Annotated in this window: 12 protein-coding genes; 6 read left to right on the top strand and 6 right to left on the bottom strand. The window is 33.4% G+C overall.

The genetic code is table 11. The annotated features are described in order from the left end of the window. Positions 1-185 precede the first annotated feature (185 nt). From L3049_RS15145 to L3049_RS15135, 3 genes are all read left to right on the top strand, one after another. Complete coding sequence (locus L3049_RS15145) at positions 186-1,442, top strand: OmpP1/FadL family transporter (RefSeq protein ID WP_275110662.1); 1,257 nt, start codon at positions 186-188, stop codon at positions 1,440-1,442. 188 nt (positions 1,443-1,630) lie between these two features. Beyond that, positions 1,631-3,544, top strand: a complete 1,914-nt coding sequence (locus L3049_RS15140; protein ID WP_275110661.1) for a tetratricopeptide repeat-containing sensor histidine kinase — start codon at positions 1,631-1,633, stop codon at positions 3,542-3,544. Between the two features lie 127 nt (positions 3,545-3,671). Beyond that, the gene (locus L3049_RS15135; RefSeq protein ID WP_275110660.1) at positions 3,672-5,591 is read left to right on the top strand and encodes a tetratricopeptide repeat-containing sensor histidine kinase; all 1,920 of its coding nucleotides are present in this window, start codon (positions 3,672-3,674) and stop codon (positions 5,589-5,591) included. A gap of 9 nt (positions 5,592-5,600) precedes the next feature. Here the strand turns inward: L3049_RS15135 and L3049_RS15130 are convergent, their stop codons facing one another. From L3049_RS15130 to L3049_RS15105, 6 genes are all read right to left on the bottom strand, one after another. Beyond that, the gene (locus L3049_RS15130) at positions 5,601-6,560 is read right to left on the bottom strand and encodes a GHMP family kinase ATP-binding protein (protein ID WP_275110659.1); all 960 of its coding nucleotides are present in this window, start codon (positions 6,558-6,560) and stop codon (positions 5,601-5,603) included. Positions 6,561-6,566: 6 nt separating this feature from the next. Then, positions 6,567-7,619: a diphosphomevalonate decarboxylase gene (gene mvaD, locus L3049_RS15125; protein ID WP_275110658.1), complete on the bottom strand. Its 1,053-nt coding sequence runs from the start codon at positions 7,617-7,619 to the stop codon at positions 6,567-6,569. 18 nt (positions 7,620-7,637) lie between these two features. Then, a complete protein-coding gene (locus tag L3049_RS15120) occupies positions 7,638-8,564 on the bottom strand; it encodes a GYDIA family GHMP kinase (protein WP_275110657.1) in 927 nt (308 codons plus the stop codon). A 3-nt stretch (positions 8,565-8,567) separates the two neighbouring features. Next, the gene (locus tag L3049_RS15115) at positions 8,568-9,899 is read right to left on the bottom strand and encodes a hydroxymethylglutaryl-CoA reductase, degradative (protein WP_275110656.1); all 1,332 of its coding nucleotides are present in this window, start codon (positions 9,897-9,899) and stop codon (positions 8,568-8,570) included. A gap of 124 nt (positions 9,900-10,023) precedes the next feature. Further along, the gene (locus tag L3049_RS15110) at positions 10,024-11,019 is read right to left on the bottom strand and encodes a beta/alpha barrel domain-containing protein (protein ID WP_275110655.1); all 996 of its coding nucleotides are present in this window, start codon (positions 11,017-11,019) and stop codon (positions 10,024-10,026) included. A gap of 9 nt (positions 11,020-11,028) precedes the next feature. Beyond that, positions 11,029-12,177, bottom strand: coding sequence for an acyl-CoA dehydrogenase family protein (locus L3049_RS15105; protein ID WP_275110654.1), 1,149 nt, complete (start codon positions 12,175-12,177; stop codon positions 11,029-11,031). 269 nt (positions 12,178-12,446) lie between these two features. On the opposite strand from L3049_RS15105, the gene L3049_RS15100 reads away from it, so the two are divergent. The 3 genes from L3049_RS15100 (at position 12,447) to L3049_RS15090 (ending at position 15,763) form a co-directional block, all read left to right on the top strand. After that, positions 12,447-12,887: an NfeD family protein gene (locus L3049_RS15100; RefSeq protein WP_275110653.1), complete on the top strand. Its 441-nt coding sequence runs from the start codon at positions 12,447-12,449 to the stop codon at positions 12,885-12,887. A 295-nt stretch (positions 12,888-13,182) separates the two neighbouring features. Then, on the top strand, positions 13,183-14,331 hold the full coding sequence (locus L3049_RS15095) for a DUF4249 domain-containing protein (protein WP_275110652.1): 1,149 nt from the start codon (positions 13,183-13,185) through the stop codon (positions 14,329-14,331). Positions 14,332-14,614: 283 nt separating this feature from the next. After that, complete coding sequence (locus L3049_RS15090) at positions 14,615-15,763, top strand: DUF4249 domain-containing protein (RefSeq protein WP_275110651.1); 1,149 nt, start codon at positions 14,615-14,617, stop codon at positions 15,761-15,763. Positions 15,764-15,890: the final 127 nt, after the last annotated feature.

Here is a 15,890-nt window from a genome sequence, read left to right as displayed (position 1 = left end):
ATTAATAATTTAATAAAAACGAGTACCTGAGTATAGCCTTCTTCTATTAAGTATAAATTTAGATACATCCATACATTCCGTATTCATTGACACACGTCGCTTTTTTAAAAGAATTTTGGTTGATATTAACTTGCATTACCTATAAATAGGATTATATTTCCAGCGAATTTTAAAACTTCAATTCTATGTTAAGAAAAATTTATTTAGCAATAGCTCTTATTGCTTTCACTTATAGCGTAAAAGCTGAAGGCTATGCCGTAAATGTTCAGGGCGCAAAACAAACCGGTATGGGACATGTTGGTGTTGCCATCAACTGGGATGCAAGTAGTATGCAGTTTAATCCTGGGGCACTTGCAACTCTAGATGCAAAATATAGTTTCTCTGTAGGAGGATTTGCAACCTTAATCAAAACTGAGTTTACAGGTTCATTCCCTGGAGCTCCAGGATTAGAAGAAACAGATAATCCAACAGGAACACCGTTCTATTTATATGGATCAATGAAAGTTAATGATAAGCTTGCATTTGGTTTAGGTGTTTACACGCCATTTGGAAATAAAGTTGACTTTGGAAAAACATGGGCAGGTAAATATTTGATTCAGGAAATTACGATGAAATCCATTTATATCCAACCAACTGTTTCATATAAAGTGAACGATTGGATGTCTGTTGGTGCTGGCTTAAATATCGTTTATGGTGACTTTAAATTAAATAAAGCATTTCCTATTATGAATCCTGCAGATGGATCATATATTACTGATGGGGGAGCTGAGTTAAGTGGTAACACAGTAAAATATGGTTATAACTTAGGTATCTTCTTACAACCAACTGAAAAACTAAACATTGGTATTTCATACCGTTCTAAAGTTGATATTGATCTTGATTATTCTGAAGGTGATGCTGACTTTACAGTTAGTGATGCGCTTCCTGCACAAATACAGGGTGTTTTTCCTGATGGCGGAGTTGCGGCAACACTTCCATTACCTGCTAGCTTAAATGTAGGGCTTGCTTATCAGATCGATGAAAAGTGGTTGGTATCTGCTGATGTAAATTTCGTTGAATGGTCTGTTTACAAAAAGCTTGAATTTATTTCAAAAGATGCAGCAGCTCTTAATTCTTTAAATAAAAGAGAATGGGATAATTCTATAACCTATAGAATTGGTGCTCAATACTCGGCTAATGAGAAATTAGATCTACGTGCTGGTTTTTATTATGACGAAACACCAACAAATGATAAATATTATGCTCCTGAAACTCCTGGCGCGAACAAAATTGGTATCTCAGCAGGTTGCTCTTATATGCTTACAGATAAATTAAGCGTTGATGCTTCTTTATTGTATATCAAAGGTGAAAAAATCAATGGTGTTGATGGAAATACTGGATATGCAGGAGAATATCAAAACACTGGATTTTTACCAGGTATCGGTGTAACATATAATTTATAAAAAATATACTCTTATAGTTAAAAAGCCTGATCAATATGATCAGGCTTTTTTTTATGAATAATAATTTATCGTATTTAGAATAAATATATAATGGGATTAATGGCAAGCAACATATCATTTTCCAAAACAATTTATTTATTTTGCATAAGTATAAATTTGTTCTACCAATACACTAAATATCATCAATTATGGGAAAGTTGAAAATATATCTATTCACGATTCTTATTTTCTGTAATGCAAGTGTATTCTCCAACATTTCATTTGACAAGGATTCCCTTGAAGTAAAACAGATACATGAACTACTTGATTCATCTGCTCAATCGCGAAACAAATCACTAGAAGAAAGTATTCGTTTATGCCAACAAGCAATTAGCATCGCAGAAAGACTTCAGGACTCTAAACTATTATCCAAATCATACAAAGCTCAAGGCATTAACTACTTTTTTGCGGGCACCTTCGATTCTGCTTTTGTTTATTACGAAAAAGCAATTCCTCATTTCGAAGCAATTAATTCGAAAATTGATGTAGGTAAAGTTCTCGGCAACATTGGCTTACTATACCGAAAACAAGGTAAATACGACAAGGCACTCGAATATTACCTTAACAATCTGCAAATTTATAAAGAGAATAATTATCAAGAAGGTCTTGGCAGTGTATTCAATAATTTAGGGAATTTATATTTTGAACGAGAGGACCTCATAAAAGCAGAGCAATATTACCAGTTCGCTTTAGATAACTTCATAAAATTTAAGAAAACGAAAGAGATTGCAAATGCTTATTGCAATTTGGGTGCTATTACAGAATTAAAAAAGGAATATTCTGCAAGCTTAGAATATTACAATAAATCATTACATGAAAATTCCAAAGTCGGAAATATCTTATTTGAATCGAAACTACTCTTTAATATTGGTTTTTTACTTCATTCACAAGCCAAATTAGACTCAGCCTTCATCTATGTGAAAAAAGCAGAGGATATTAGAATTAAAATTGGCGATAAAGATGGAATTGTAAGTGCTAAATTGGAGCTTGGAAGAATTTTAATGGCTCAAAGAAAATATAAACTAGCCGAAAAATACCTCCTGAAGGCAGATGAAATGGCTATTGAGAATGATTTATTGAAATGGAGAGCTGAAATCCTTAAGTTTTTAACAGATATCTATCAAAAAACAGGAGACTACAAGAACTCTTTTCTACGACAAAGTGAAATGATTCAGGTAACAGATTCGTTGAAAGTAATTCAGGCGGATATGCGATTTGAAGAACTTTCTGCAGCTTATGAAGCTGAAAAAAGAGAACAAGAACTTGCCTTATTACAACAAGAAAGTCAGATACATAGTCTACAGCTGGCAAAGAAAAATGCTTGGATTATCACCTTAATGGTTGTCATGTTATTAGGTGCTGTTGCTATTCTGGTATCCATTCGCATCAACCGTTTAAGAGCAGATCATAAAATATTAGATCTACGTCAAAAGGTATTATTAACTCAAATGAATCCTCATTTTTTATTTAACTCTCTAACTGCTATTCAAAGTTTTATTTTAGATGATAAAAATGATGATGCTAACATTTACTTGTCGAGACTAGCTAGTTTAGTTAGGGGAATACTCGAAAATTCGAGAGAAGAGTTTGTTCCATTGCGAACGGAGTTAGAAACTTTAAAAGACTATATCGTATTGCAAAAATTACGATTTGAGAATGAAATTGCTTACCAATTCGAAATTGATGAAGCAATAGATCAAGAGCAAACAATTGTTCCTCCTATGTTAGCACAACCTTTTGTTGAAAATGCCCTTATTCATGGCATGCTAAGAAATAAACCAGACGCAAAAATAAAAGTGAAAATATCACTTAGCAACAACAAAGAACTGCTCCGTTTTCAAATAGAAGATAATGGAGTTGGTATTGAGGAATCTAAAAAACAAAATACGAACAAACATCACAAATCGATAGCAACCTCAATTGCCTTAGATCGTGTTAAAATTTATAATTTCAAATCATCTAAAAAAATGAATTTTGAAATAATTGATTTGAAAAATGTTGACCCAAAACGAACTGGAACACAGGTTTGCTACACCATTCCACTAACTCTTGATAAGGAATAGATTCGCATGAACAAGAATCTAATTTCTAGAAAAACTAGCCATTAAATTTAAAACATCTAATCATTATCATAGTTAGCAAACTATTTATTTTACTTTTGGCATCGCTAAAACATTCAACACTTCTTAAATGAAATCTATTCTACTATTTGCTCTTTATTCATTTTTATATACAACGCATATATTTTCAGCTTCGCACCTTCAAGATGATCTGAAAAACCCGACAAATGACGACATAAGACATATAATTACGTATGCAGAACAATTAAGAGATTCATCATATGCTGTAAGTATTAAAACGGGAAAAAAAGCAATTTCGTTGGCAATAGAAAGAGAAGAGGTAAATATTTTAGCAGATAGCTATAAATCTCTTGGTGTTACCTATTATTATCAAGGAGCATTTGATTCATCTCACTATTACTACGAGAAAGCTCTTGAGCAATTTAAGATTGTAGGCGATTCATTAAACATTGGGAAAATAACAGGTAATTTTGGAATCATTTATCGTAGAACTGGAAAATACGACAAAGCCCTTCAACAATATTTAAAAGCTATAGAAATTTACCAAAGGTTAGATTATAAGAGTGGATTAGCTGGAATCTATTTAAACATTGGTGGTGTATATCAAACGCTTGAAGACAAGGAAAAAGCATTAAACTTTTATCGTAAAGCGCAAGACATATTTATTACTCTTAAAGATAAACATAGACTTTCAAGAGTTTTAACAAATATTGGTGTCATCAAATTTGAACAAGGCCTCTTTCGAGAGTCTTTAAATGTCCAATTACAGGCTTTAAAAATAAATGATGATTCTGGTATGCTTCAGCACAAAGGAATCATTCATCTTAACCTTGGTCAATCATACCAAGCTTTAGGAGAGCCTATAAAAGCGCTTGAGCATTGCAACCTATGCGAAGAAATTAGGTTACAATTGAATGACATATGGGGACTTGGTAAGTTATATCTTTTAAAAGCTGAAATTCTAAAATCGCTAGAGAAATATAATGATTCAGAAGCGTATTATATAAAAGCTGAAGAAACCTGTGCCAGTAATGATCTTATCGCAGATTTAAAAGAAACCTACTACAGATATTCACTATTTCTAGAAGAACAAAGACAATTCGAAAAATCTATTAGTTATTTAAAAAAACACAATCAGCTTAAAGATTCACTACTTGAATCTTACAGATCGGAAATCGTAGCAGAATTAACTACAAAATACGAATCGGTACAACAGGAAAAAGAGCTAGAACTTCTTCAACAAAAAAGCCAGATTCAAGATCTTAAGTTAGGTGAGAAAAATGCCTGGATAATTACCCTAGCAGTGGTTTTACTTTTAGGAGCCATAGCCATCATCGTCTCTTTGCGTATTAATCGTCTAAGTGTTGCTCATAAAATAATGGATTTGCGTCAGAAAGTGCTATTGAGCCAAATGAATCCACATTTCCTGTTCAACTCTTTAACAGCAATTCAAAGCTTTATTTTAGATGAAAGGAATGATGAAGCAAACAACTACCTATCTAGACTTGCGACTTTAGTAAGAGGAATACTTGAAAATTCGCGTGAGGAATTTGTATCGCTTCGAACAGAATTAGAAACTTTAGCGGATTATATCAGCCTACAAAAATTAAGGTTTGAAAATGATATTACTTATCAATTTGAAATTGATGAAAACATTGACCAAGATGAAATCGTTGTTCCACCGATGCTAGCTCAACCTTTTGTTGAAAATGCACTAATTCATGGTGGTTTAAGAAATATGACCGATGCCAAAATAGAAGTTAAAGTATCTCTTAGCAAAAATAAAGAGCAAGTTCGTTTTCAAATAGTTGATAACGGAATTGGAATAGAAGAAGCAAAAAAACAAAATATCGAAAAGAAAACTCATAAATCCTTAGCAACATCAATCGCGCTTGATCGAGTAAAAATTTACAATTTCAAATCATCAAAAAAGATGCACTTTGATCTCATTGATTTGAAAACAATACAAGAAGATAAAAGGGGTACACTGGTTACTTACACCATACCTTTACAAGTTTATAAAGACTAAGTATTATTTTTACTGATTCTGATAAACCGTAACAATATCCAATCCCTTATTTTTTAAAATGTCTTTTGTTGTGGAGTAACTTTTGGTAAAGCCTAATAAATAACCTCCTCCACCTGATCCACACAATTTCATCCAAAATTGGCGTGTTTCCAGACCTTCTTTCCAAAGATCAAGAAAATTATCAGGAATCATCGATGAAAAATTTGTGTATTGAAATTCAGAGAGCTTTTCCAATTGTGTGAAAAAAGAGTCTGCATTACCATTCACCAATTCCAAAATACACTTGTTATTCATCGGTATTAATTGTTTCTGCATTAAATCAAGGTAATCCTCCTTTTCACACTTGTTTAGAAAAGAACGAACCAATGGTTCCGTATTACCTGATTTTTGAGAGTTAATTAGAAAAATGGCGCTGTCTTCACCAAATTTATCTCCAGGCAAATTTACTTGTTCAATTTCATTCTGATGGTGAATCAACAAAGGTACTTTGAGATAGGAATTTAAAGGGTCCAAACCTGAACTCTTGCCATGAAAACCGGATTCCAATTGAGCTAAAACTGTTTTTAACTCGATAATATCACCATTCTTTAGTTTCTTGCTATTGCCAATCGTATTCATTCCATAACGCTTGTACAAAGACGCACACAACGCACCTGAGCTTCCCAAACCATAACTCTCTGGTATGCTCGACTCAAAATACAAACCTTTCATGATATCTTTTTCAAGAGACTGCAAATCAATCAATTTATTGTAAGTGTCAAAATCACCTTTTAAGTATTCAAGATATTTAAGCAACTCATTATTAGATCGTTTTGCAAAATTCCGATCGGTATACTTATCTTCACCAATAAAACTCAACTCTCCCTTGAAATGCGTATATGGAATGCTTAAACCCATCGAGTTTAATAGTACGCTATACTCCCCAAAGAGTAATATTTTTGCATAAAATAAGTCTGGATGTATTCTCACAATTCTTTATATTTTTATTTTTTGAGGACCCGAACCTGCTTCATCAAGAATGTACTTTCCATTCTCCAAAAATGGGACTAGTTCTGATTCAATAAATGGTAAAACTTTCTTTTTATCTGATTTAGGAAATAGCAAATGAATATTTGGCCCTGCATCTAAAGTAAAACCAAGCGGAACATTATGTGTTTTTCTAAATGCTCTTATTCGATCTATTAACTCCAAGGTATTTGGTTTCATCAAGGTAAACGATGGCGTGGAATTCATCATTAATCCGTGTAAACTTAAGGCCTCATTTTCCAGAATTTCAATAAAAGCATTTAAATCTCCTGATTTTAATATTCCCAAAGTTTTTTCAAAATTATCATTTGCTTGAGCAAATCGAGCTTTTGCATAAGGATGATTCTCCATTAGCTGATGCCCAACAGTACTTGATACTTCTTTCTTTTCAGAACTTACCAAAAGAATAGCATCCTGAAAATCTTGAAAAATTGGATTCACATGATCCGAAAACGAAACTGCAAACTCATCAGAGCTCTTCGATAAAACTTTGCTCTCTCCCCAAGCTGCAAAACCACCATAAACCGATCTTGAAGCACTTCCCGAGCCTAATCTTGCGATTCGACTAGCCTTCTGGAAAAATTCCGACTCATTTAAACTTACACCTCGAACTACTTCTTCCAAACTACACAAGCAAAGCGCAAGAGAGCTCATAGCAGATGCAGAGCTAGCAATTCCTGTTGAATGTGGAAATGTATTCTCTGAATAAATGGAGAAGGTAAAACCGCTTAAAAAGTCAAATTCTTTCGCTAAGCTATCGAACCATTTTACAATCCGTTTCTCGAATGAAGTTTCTCGTTTGCCTTCGAATAAAAAGCTTAATTGATCACCTGCTTTTTTAGGTTCATAATCTAACTTCGTTCTGGTTATCGAGTTTTTTAGACTCATGCTGATAGAAGGATTACAAGGCAATTGATTTCCCTTTTTCCCCCAATACTTTACCAAGGCAATATTGGATGGACTTTCCCAACAAATAGATCCTGAGATTGTATTATTTTTCATCGTTTACTTGCAAATGTTTTAGTTCGCTCCCAGAATCATTTCTTTCCAAGAAAATATATTTGTCAATCCTTTTTTAAAAAAATAAGATTGCACATCTCTTTTTTTCAAATCACTCCTAACCAAAACAAAATCGCCTCCCCATGCACCTAGAGATTTTATTGATCCTTTAAAATCAGCAAAGTGTTTTTCCCTAACGCAATCTTGATTTAATAACTCAGAAATCATTTTTTCATGATCTTGAACAACAGAATCAAACACTTGTTCATTCGCTGAATACAAGAAATCTTTACTCAATTTAGAAACTTGATCCAATTGCTCTTGGTTCAACTCATTAGAGTCCAAAAAAGCACGAACAGACTCCTCACTTTTTTGTTTTTTACCTAAATAAACGAAGTACAAATTATTTAAAAATTCTGGATTAAAATCGACTGGATAAATTAATGGATGATTACCATTTCTTCTGAATAAAATTGGTTTGCAATAATTTGCACAAGCAACATCGTAGCCAGAACCGTTCGAAACCAAAGAATGCAATTCATATGGATTCACCTCAGCCCATTGTGCAATATTATTTATTAAAGTAGAACTACTTCCCAAGCCCCAATTCCGATCGAAATTAATTTCAGTCTTTATTTTGACAGATACATCCGTTAAAAAAGACGGGTTTAATCCTTTCGCCTTATTCAATAAAAAGCAAACAAAATCCTTTTCATCATGACCTTTTGTTGTTTGTTTATTTATCTCATCCATCGCTATTGAGAAACTTAACCAAGTCTTACCTTTTTCCATGGCAAGCCATTCCAGATTTTCATTTTCGGATGGATACACCTCTAATATTTGTCCAAACTTTAAAGGAATGGCTAAAGCCAAAGCCCCATGTAAAATAAGGTATTCACCTGTAAGTAAAAATTTTGCGTTCGAATAATATTTATGAAGTGGTTTCAAATTTTATTGTAGCTTAGTTCGTAGTGATTTAATAAAAGCTTCTACCTCGCTATGCGAAACAGTTTTATGAGCAAAGTATTCCAATGCTTGCTTCTTTTCTTCGTAATCTGCTTTTAAAGCATTTAATAAATTAGACAAATGCATTTTCATGTGTCCTTGCTGAATTCCTGTTGTCACCAATGACCGTAACGCTCCAAAATTATTTGCCAAACCTGCCGCAGCCGTAATCATCATTAACTCTTTTGCCGAAGGTTTTCCAAGCAATTCCAAGCCAAATTTTGCCAAAGGATGTAAACTCGTTAATCCACCAACAGTACCAAGCGACAAAGGCATCGTTAACTGATATCTAAATCGATTATGAGACACGCTAGCCTGCGTTAAACTTTTGTATTTACCTGTCTGCGAGGCAAATACATGGCCATTTGCTTCAATTGCACGAAAATCGTTCCCTGTTGCCAATGCTACAGCATCAACGCCATTAAAAATTCCCTTGTTATGCGTTGCTGCCCGATAAACATCTAGCTCAGCAATTTTTGAGGCCATTAAAAATTTATTTGCAAATTCCTTTCCGCTAATACCCGGATGGATTTCATTTAATTCATCTAAACTGCACTCAACCGAACATTCTACAATGCAGTCGGGTGTATAATTCGAAAGAATAGACATGATTACTTCACATTCTCTTTCCGCTTCGGGCAAGCCTTCGTAATTCCGAAAGAATTTTTTAAGACTTTGAGCCATTTTCTCTAAGCAAGAATTTATAAAATTGGCTCCCATCGAATCGGCCGTATCGAATGTTACATGCAGCTGGTAATAATGATCCATTTCGTCACATTTATTTACCAATTGAATACCTTGAATTCCACCACCACGCTGACGCATATTGCGGGTTAATTCTTTTGTATCACGATACAATTCAAATTTTAGTTCAGGTAATATGTCATTTAGCTTTTCATTACTGCCTTTCCAAATAAAATGAACTTGTCCTGATTTTATTACCGATACAACTCTAGCATTAAAACCACCATGACTAGCCCAAAATTTAGCAGAACGTGAGGCTGCAGCAATTACTGAGCTTTCTTCAATAACCATTGGAATATGATACAAATGATTGTTGATCATGAAATTAGGAGCGACTCCAAATGGAAGGTAAAAGTTTGAAATTGTATTCTCACTAATCTCATCCAATAGATCTTGTTGCGCCTTATTTTTCAGTCGAAAACTATCCAGTTGAGATCTAATTCTCTCAGCACTGCCTGTTAATTCGGCCATTTTCTCCATCTTCTCTTCTCGAGATAATTTGGAAAAACCTGAAATAATTGTTTTTCGCTTCATATATTAATCCTTCCTATATATCCAAAAAACAGTGACTTTTGGAAATAATAAAATACTTCGAAGTCCTAAATTACGTTTTTTCTTTAGCTGTCCCAAAAAACAGACGTTTTTTTAAGCATGAGCCTTATTTTCTAACTCGTAAAAAACTTCTCGAAAGTTGAATTCCTTTTCTTTGAGATTCTAGATAAGCTTTTAAATCATCGTATGATTCCTTTGCATATTTTAAAAGGCCCGATGCTTGTCCGTAGATGGCTGAAAGATTTGATTTCTCCATAAGATAATAACCATCTAAAAAGTTTTGCACTCCTCCCGATATGATAATTTCTTTACATTTCACCTGCTCATCATTTTCAACAATATCATTTACCCAATTAATCATCTGACTTGCAGAATGTCCAATATTAGTCAGAGGATCAAACAACTGCACCTGTAAATTTGGGTTACGCATCAATTCTATTTTGGCAAAATTGGTGCCTCCAAAAGCTGCAAATTCAATTGCCTGAAGTGGTAAACGTAATAGTGCTCGTAAACTTTCTGGTCCCATTCCTTGTCCAACCTCTTTCACAATAATTGGAAAATCTACTTCCTCTAAAAGGAATTCTATACTTTCTAATGGAGATTTCGAAATACGATCACCTTCTGGCTGCAACCATTCCTGCATAGGGTTAATGTGAATGATTAATCCATCGGCGCGTAAGCGACCAACAAGCCTAATAACTTTACTGATTTTCTTTGTTTGAATTAGTTCCTCAAGCTGACAAATGCCAAGATTTGCATAAAGTGGTAAATCTTCTCCTATAATATCACGAACATCAAAATCAGAGAAATACTCATCACTATCTAATAAAGAACGACAAGAACCCAATCCCATTCCCATACCAAATTCGGCACATGCACGTGCTAAATTTCGGTTGATCTTACCTGCTAATTCAGTTCCACCCGTCATGCTAGACACCCAAATAGGTGTTTGCATACTCTTACCCAAGAAAGTAAAAGAAGTATCTTCTATGATAGGATGAGCACTTAATAAAGGTTCGTAATGAAATCGCTCATCGATAAGCGCTTCCTCAATTTGAGATTGAAATGCCAATTCGATGTGATCTTTTTTTCTGTCTGCCATAATTGTAATTTAACAACCAATATGTCTTGAAATAACCAATTTCAGTATTTCCGAGGTGCCTTCACCAATTTGCAAGATTCGTTGATCACGATAAAAACGCTCTACCTCCGATTCTTTAATTAATCCATGAGCACCATGAATTTGCACTGCTTCGTTCGCAATCTCTTGCGCAATTTCCGAGCAATAAAGCTTTGCCATTGCAGCTTCTTTTCCAAACTCATGCCCATTGTCTTTTAACCAACATGCATGATATAATAAATTTCTAGCCGCCTCAATCTTTGTGGCCATATCGGCTAACTTAAAACTAATGGCCTGAAATTTTGAAATTGGCTTCCCAAATTGCTCTCGTTTTTTAGAATAACTTAACGCCAACTCATATGCTCCTTGCGCCAATCCAAGTCCCATAGCTGCTATCGTTAATCTTCCCGAATCTAATGTTTGAAGCATGATTCTAGATCCTTCTCCTAAATTACCAAGTAAATTCTGTTTTGGGACTTTACAATTGGTAAAATTTAATTGAGCAGTATCAGATGCTCTCCACATCATCTTCCTTTTTATTGGCTCAGCTTCGAAACCTTCAGTGCTTCGTTCTACTAATATAGCAGATAATTCTTTTTTTCCATTATCATTCGCAGTTACTACTTGAAGACTTACTCCTAAAGATGAATTGGAAGAAGCGTTTGATATGAACTTTTTACTACCATTAATAATCCAATTATCATCAAGCAAATCTCCAGTCGATTCTGTTCCTCTTGAGTCCGATCCTGCGTTATCTTCGGTTAAACCAAACGCCCAAACAAAATTTCCAGATGTTAATTGTGGTAAATACTTTTCCTTTTGATCTTCCGTACCAAAATAATAAATGGGACCAATTCCCAATGAATTATGAGCAGCCAATGTTGACGCCTGAGAAGCATCCACTTTTGCAATTTCTTCAATTGCGATAAGCAAAGACAGATAATCTGTCTGTTGTCCACCATATTTTTTTGGCAAGTAAATTCCAAACAAACCTAATTCCCCCATCCTTTTCGTAAGGTGAGTGCTAAATTCTTCCTTTTCATCTAATTCAAAAGCCAAAGGCCTCACCTCTTTTTCAGCAAATTCTTTTACTTTTTCCCTAATGCGATTATGATTTTCTCTTATATATGGATTTCTCATTTTTCAAACTATTAAGACTCGCAAGTCTTTATTTAGGGCGCAAACGTACTTAAAAACTTCATTTTAATAAAATTATTTAGAATCATTTTTGATAAAGGCTTGAGTTTTCATCTCTCTAAAAAAAATAATAAACGTTTCTAAGCTAATGAAACCGCCACCTTCAGGACTTAACAAAATACTGTCAAGTTTTTCGCAAACAACTTGACACATTTGACACTTGACTTTAACATATTAACAACTTAATTTTACTTCACTCTAAAAATAGAAAGATGGAATTAGAACTTTGGCACATGTGGTTACTATTAACAGTAGGCCTTTTTGTGATTGAAATATTTATTTCAAATTTTATTTCAATTTGCTTTGGAATAGGGGCATTACTAACGGGAATAATCGCTTATTTAAACTTCTCAATAACAGAACAAATTATTGTTTTTGCTGCATTTTCCTTTCTATCCTTATTTATTATAAAACCATTCATAAAAAAACACTCCTTTAGCAATCAGTACATACCAGAATTAAATCAAGCAAAATTAATTGGCAGAGAGGCTATTGTTATGGAAGAAATCAATGACAGAAAAAACATTGGACGTATAATAATCTCTGGCTCAACGTGGAAAGCCAAATCTCAATTTGGAGAGGTAATCCCAAAAGATTCGTTTGTAGAGGTATTAAATATTAAGCAATCAATTATTACTGTTAAGTCAATATAAAAAAATAAAAAGTTAAATAAACCCTAAAACCCCAAAGGTTGGATGTTCGCATCCAGCCTTTTTTTCTTGTTAGATTATGAAAATGTCAAGCAAAAAAATGAGCTTCTAACTTTTTAAATCAAATTGATGCTATAATAATTCAAAATACTCTTAATTCAGCCTCTATATCATGGCTAATTGTGCAACTATTAGACCGCCAAAAGCCTACAGTATTATCAATTAATAACAGAAAGTAGCATCTTCTTCCTAGAATATATTTAACTTAGTCAGACTACTTTCTAATCCATCATCTAAAATGGTCATAATTAAAATAAAAAGATTAATACTTCCCTTTCTTTTTGTCCCTTTATTTTTATCCTGTACAGAAAGATATAACCCAAACATAAATGAAAATTTTTCCGTTTTGGTTGTTGATGGAAAGATCACAAACGAAAATACGCCCATTCAAATTCGATTATACAAAACAATTTCAACAGACTCTGTCTCAACAAGAGATTCCGTTATTCCTGAAAATGATGCATTAATTAACATATTTAGCGATAAAGGAGATTCTGACTTATTCCAAGAAATAGAACCTGGTTTATACCAAAATGAATCCTCAAATTTTCGAGGCCAAGTAGGTACTAGTTATTGGATAAAAATAATCACAAAAGATGGTTTAGAATATGAGTCCGAACCGGAAATCATGTCTCCTCCAGTAGAGATTATAAATATTTATGGTGAAGATGATCAGCTGTACATTTCTAAAGATCTAGAACAAAATGCCGTTAAACTATACTTTGATGCAAAAGACCAATCGAACGGTGCAAACTATATCAGATGGGAATCGCAAGAAAGTTGGGAATGGCAAACTCCGTATCATTTAAATGTTGTTGATAGCTTATTATTTACAAGCGATCCAGCTTCTGTATGTTATCGACAGAATTTAAACAATGAAATTAATGTATATAACGCTTCAATTTTGGATACCAAATCCATGCTTAAACTTCCTGTAACATCAATACTATCAACAGAACAAAAATTATTATTTGATTATTATTTACAAATAAATGTCCGTTCCATTAGCGCTAAAAATTATCAATTTTGGGATTATATTAAGAAAATAAATCAAAGTAGTGGTAATCTTTATGATAGAGCACCTGGCAATGTAGAAGGAAATATATACTGCTGCGAGGGTGACCATTCTGTAGTTGGCTATTTTGAGGTGTCTTCAGTAAGCAAAAAGGGCAAATCATTTAATCGAGAAATGTTTCAAACAAAATTTGATTATTTCCCATCAGAATGTATCGAAAAATCCAGTATAAAAGCCAAACCTAACCCCGACTACTATTACGTCTCTAGGTTAGGATCTGCTAATGGAGATATCGTTTATTACTATAGCTTAATATACTGCTTTGATTGTTCTCATGAATTCCCAGTCACAAAACCATCTTTTTGGCAATAAGCATTAATACAAACAAGTAATAATTAATTCGTTAGTAAATCAATTGCAACAAGTAAAGACAGGTAATATCAGTATCCTGTTTGCTATTTTTTTTGCAGTATTCCGTATTACGAGATTGACATCACAATAATTCAAACTGTTTTTCAAAAACTTATTTTGGCTTATTGCACAACTATTCGCATAGCATAAATCTACAATATTGTCAAATAATAAAACTAAGACGCAGTTTTCTTCCTAGAATATATTTATATTAGACAACCCACAAACTAACCCTTCACTTGAAATGATCATAATTAATGTAAAAAGGCTATTGTTAACCTTTCTTTTTGTCCCTTTATTTTTATCCTGTACTGAAAGATATAGTCCAAAAATAAATGGAAACTTCTCTGTTTTAGTTGTTGATGGTAAAATCTCAAACGAAAACACTCCAATTCAAATTCGTTTATACAAAACAATCTCAGCAGATTCCGTAACAACCCGAGACTCAGTAATTCCCGAAGGCGATGCCTTCATTAACATATTCAGCGACAAAGGAGATTCTGACAATTTTCAAGAAATAGAACCTGGTCTATACCAAAATGAATCATCAAATTTTCGAGGAGAAGTGGGTGCAAGTTATTGGATAAAAATAATCACAAAAGATGGTATAGAATATGAATCTGAACCGGAAATTATGTCTCCACCTGTTGAGATTACAAACATTTACGGTGAAGATGATAAACAATACATTTCTAAAACAATAGAACAAAGTAACGTTAAACTATACTTTGATGCAAAAGACCAATCGAACAGCGTAAGTTACATCAAATGGGAATCCAAGGAAGGATGGGAATGGCAAACTCCATTTCACTTAAATGTTGTGGATAGTTTATTATTTACCAGCGAACCAGCATCTGTATGTTATCGACAGAATTTAAACAATGAAATTAATGTATATGACGCTTCAATTCTGGATACCAAATCCATGCTTAAACTTCCTGTAACTTCAATACTATCAACAGAACAGAAATTGTTATTCGATTATTATTTGCACCTAAATGTTCGCTCTATTAGTTCAAAAAATTATCAATTTTGGAGTCATATTAAGCAAATAAATCAAAGCAGTGGTAACCTATACGATAGAACACCTGGTAACGTAGAAGGAAATATATCCTGTTGTGAGGGTGACCATTCTGTTGTTGGTTATTTTGAGGTTTCTTCGGTAAGCACGAAGGGCAAATCTTTCAATCGAGAAATGTTCCATACAAAATTTGATTATTCACCAAGTGAATGCATTGAAAAATCTAGTAGAAAAATTTATCCCGATACCACTATTTATTATATTACTAGGGTTGGTAGTGAATTTGGAGATGATGTTTTTTATTTTCGCCCAAAATTCTGCTACGATTGCTCTTTTGAATTTCCAATTACAAAACCATCTTTTTGGCAATAAGTATTGTTCCAATACGAATCTATTATGTCGTAATATTAGTGTGACTTTATAATAATTTACACTATATTTTTTTTACGTTCTTTCATCATGACCTACTGCACAACAGTTAGATAATCATCCAACTAGA

Source organism: Labilibaculum sp. DW002, from assembly GCF_029029525.1.
Lineage (GTDB): Bacteria > Bacteroidota > Bacteroidia > Bacteroidales > Marinifilaceae > Paralabilibaculum > Paralabilibaculum antarcticum.
The sequence above is the reverse complement of the archived record's forward strand: the minus strand, read 5'-3'. Positions and strand labels throughout refer to the sequence as shown.

Coding starts and splice junctions, on each gene's coding strand:
- L3049_RS15110 (WP_275110655.1), bottom strand. CDS start 11,019: ATGGCAGACAGAAAAAAAGATCACATCGAATTGGCATTTCAATCTCAA.
- mvaD (WP_275110658.1), bottom strand. CDS start 7,619: ATGAAAAATAATACAATCTCAGGATCTATTTGTTGGGAAAGTCCATCC.
- L3049_RS15115 (WP_275110656.1), bottom strand. CDS start 9,899: ATGAAGCGAAAAACAATTATTTCAGGTTTTTCCAAATTATCTCGAGAA.
- L3049_RS15095 (WP_275110652.1), top strand. CDS start 13,183: ATGGTCATAATTAAAATAAAAAGATTAATACTTCCCTTTCTTTTTGTC.
- L3049_RS15100 (WP_275110653.1), top strand. CDS start 12,447: ATGGAATTAGAACTTTGGCACATGTGGTTACTATTAACAGTAGGCCTT.
- L3049_RS15140 (WP_275110661.1), top strand. CDS start 1,631: ATGGGAAAGTTGAAAATATATCTATTCACGATTCTTATTTTCTGTAAT.
- L3049_RS15105 (WP_275110654.1), bottom strand. CDS start 12,177: ATGAGAAATCCATATATAAGAGAAAATCATAATCGCATTAGGGAAAAA.
- L3049_RS15135 (WP_275110660.1), top strand. CDS start 3,672: ATGAAATCTATTCTACTATTTGCTCTTTATTCATTTTTATATACAACG.
- L3049_RS15145 (WP_275110662.1), top strand. CDS start 186: ATGTTAAGAAAAATTTATTTAGCAATAGCTCTTATTGCTTTCACTTAT.
- L3049_RS15090 (WP_275110651.1), top strand. CDS start 14,615: ATGATCATAATTAATGTAAAAAGGCTATTGTTAACCTTTCTTTTTGTC.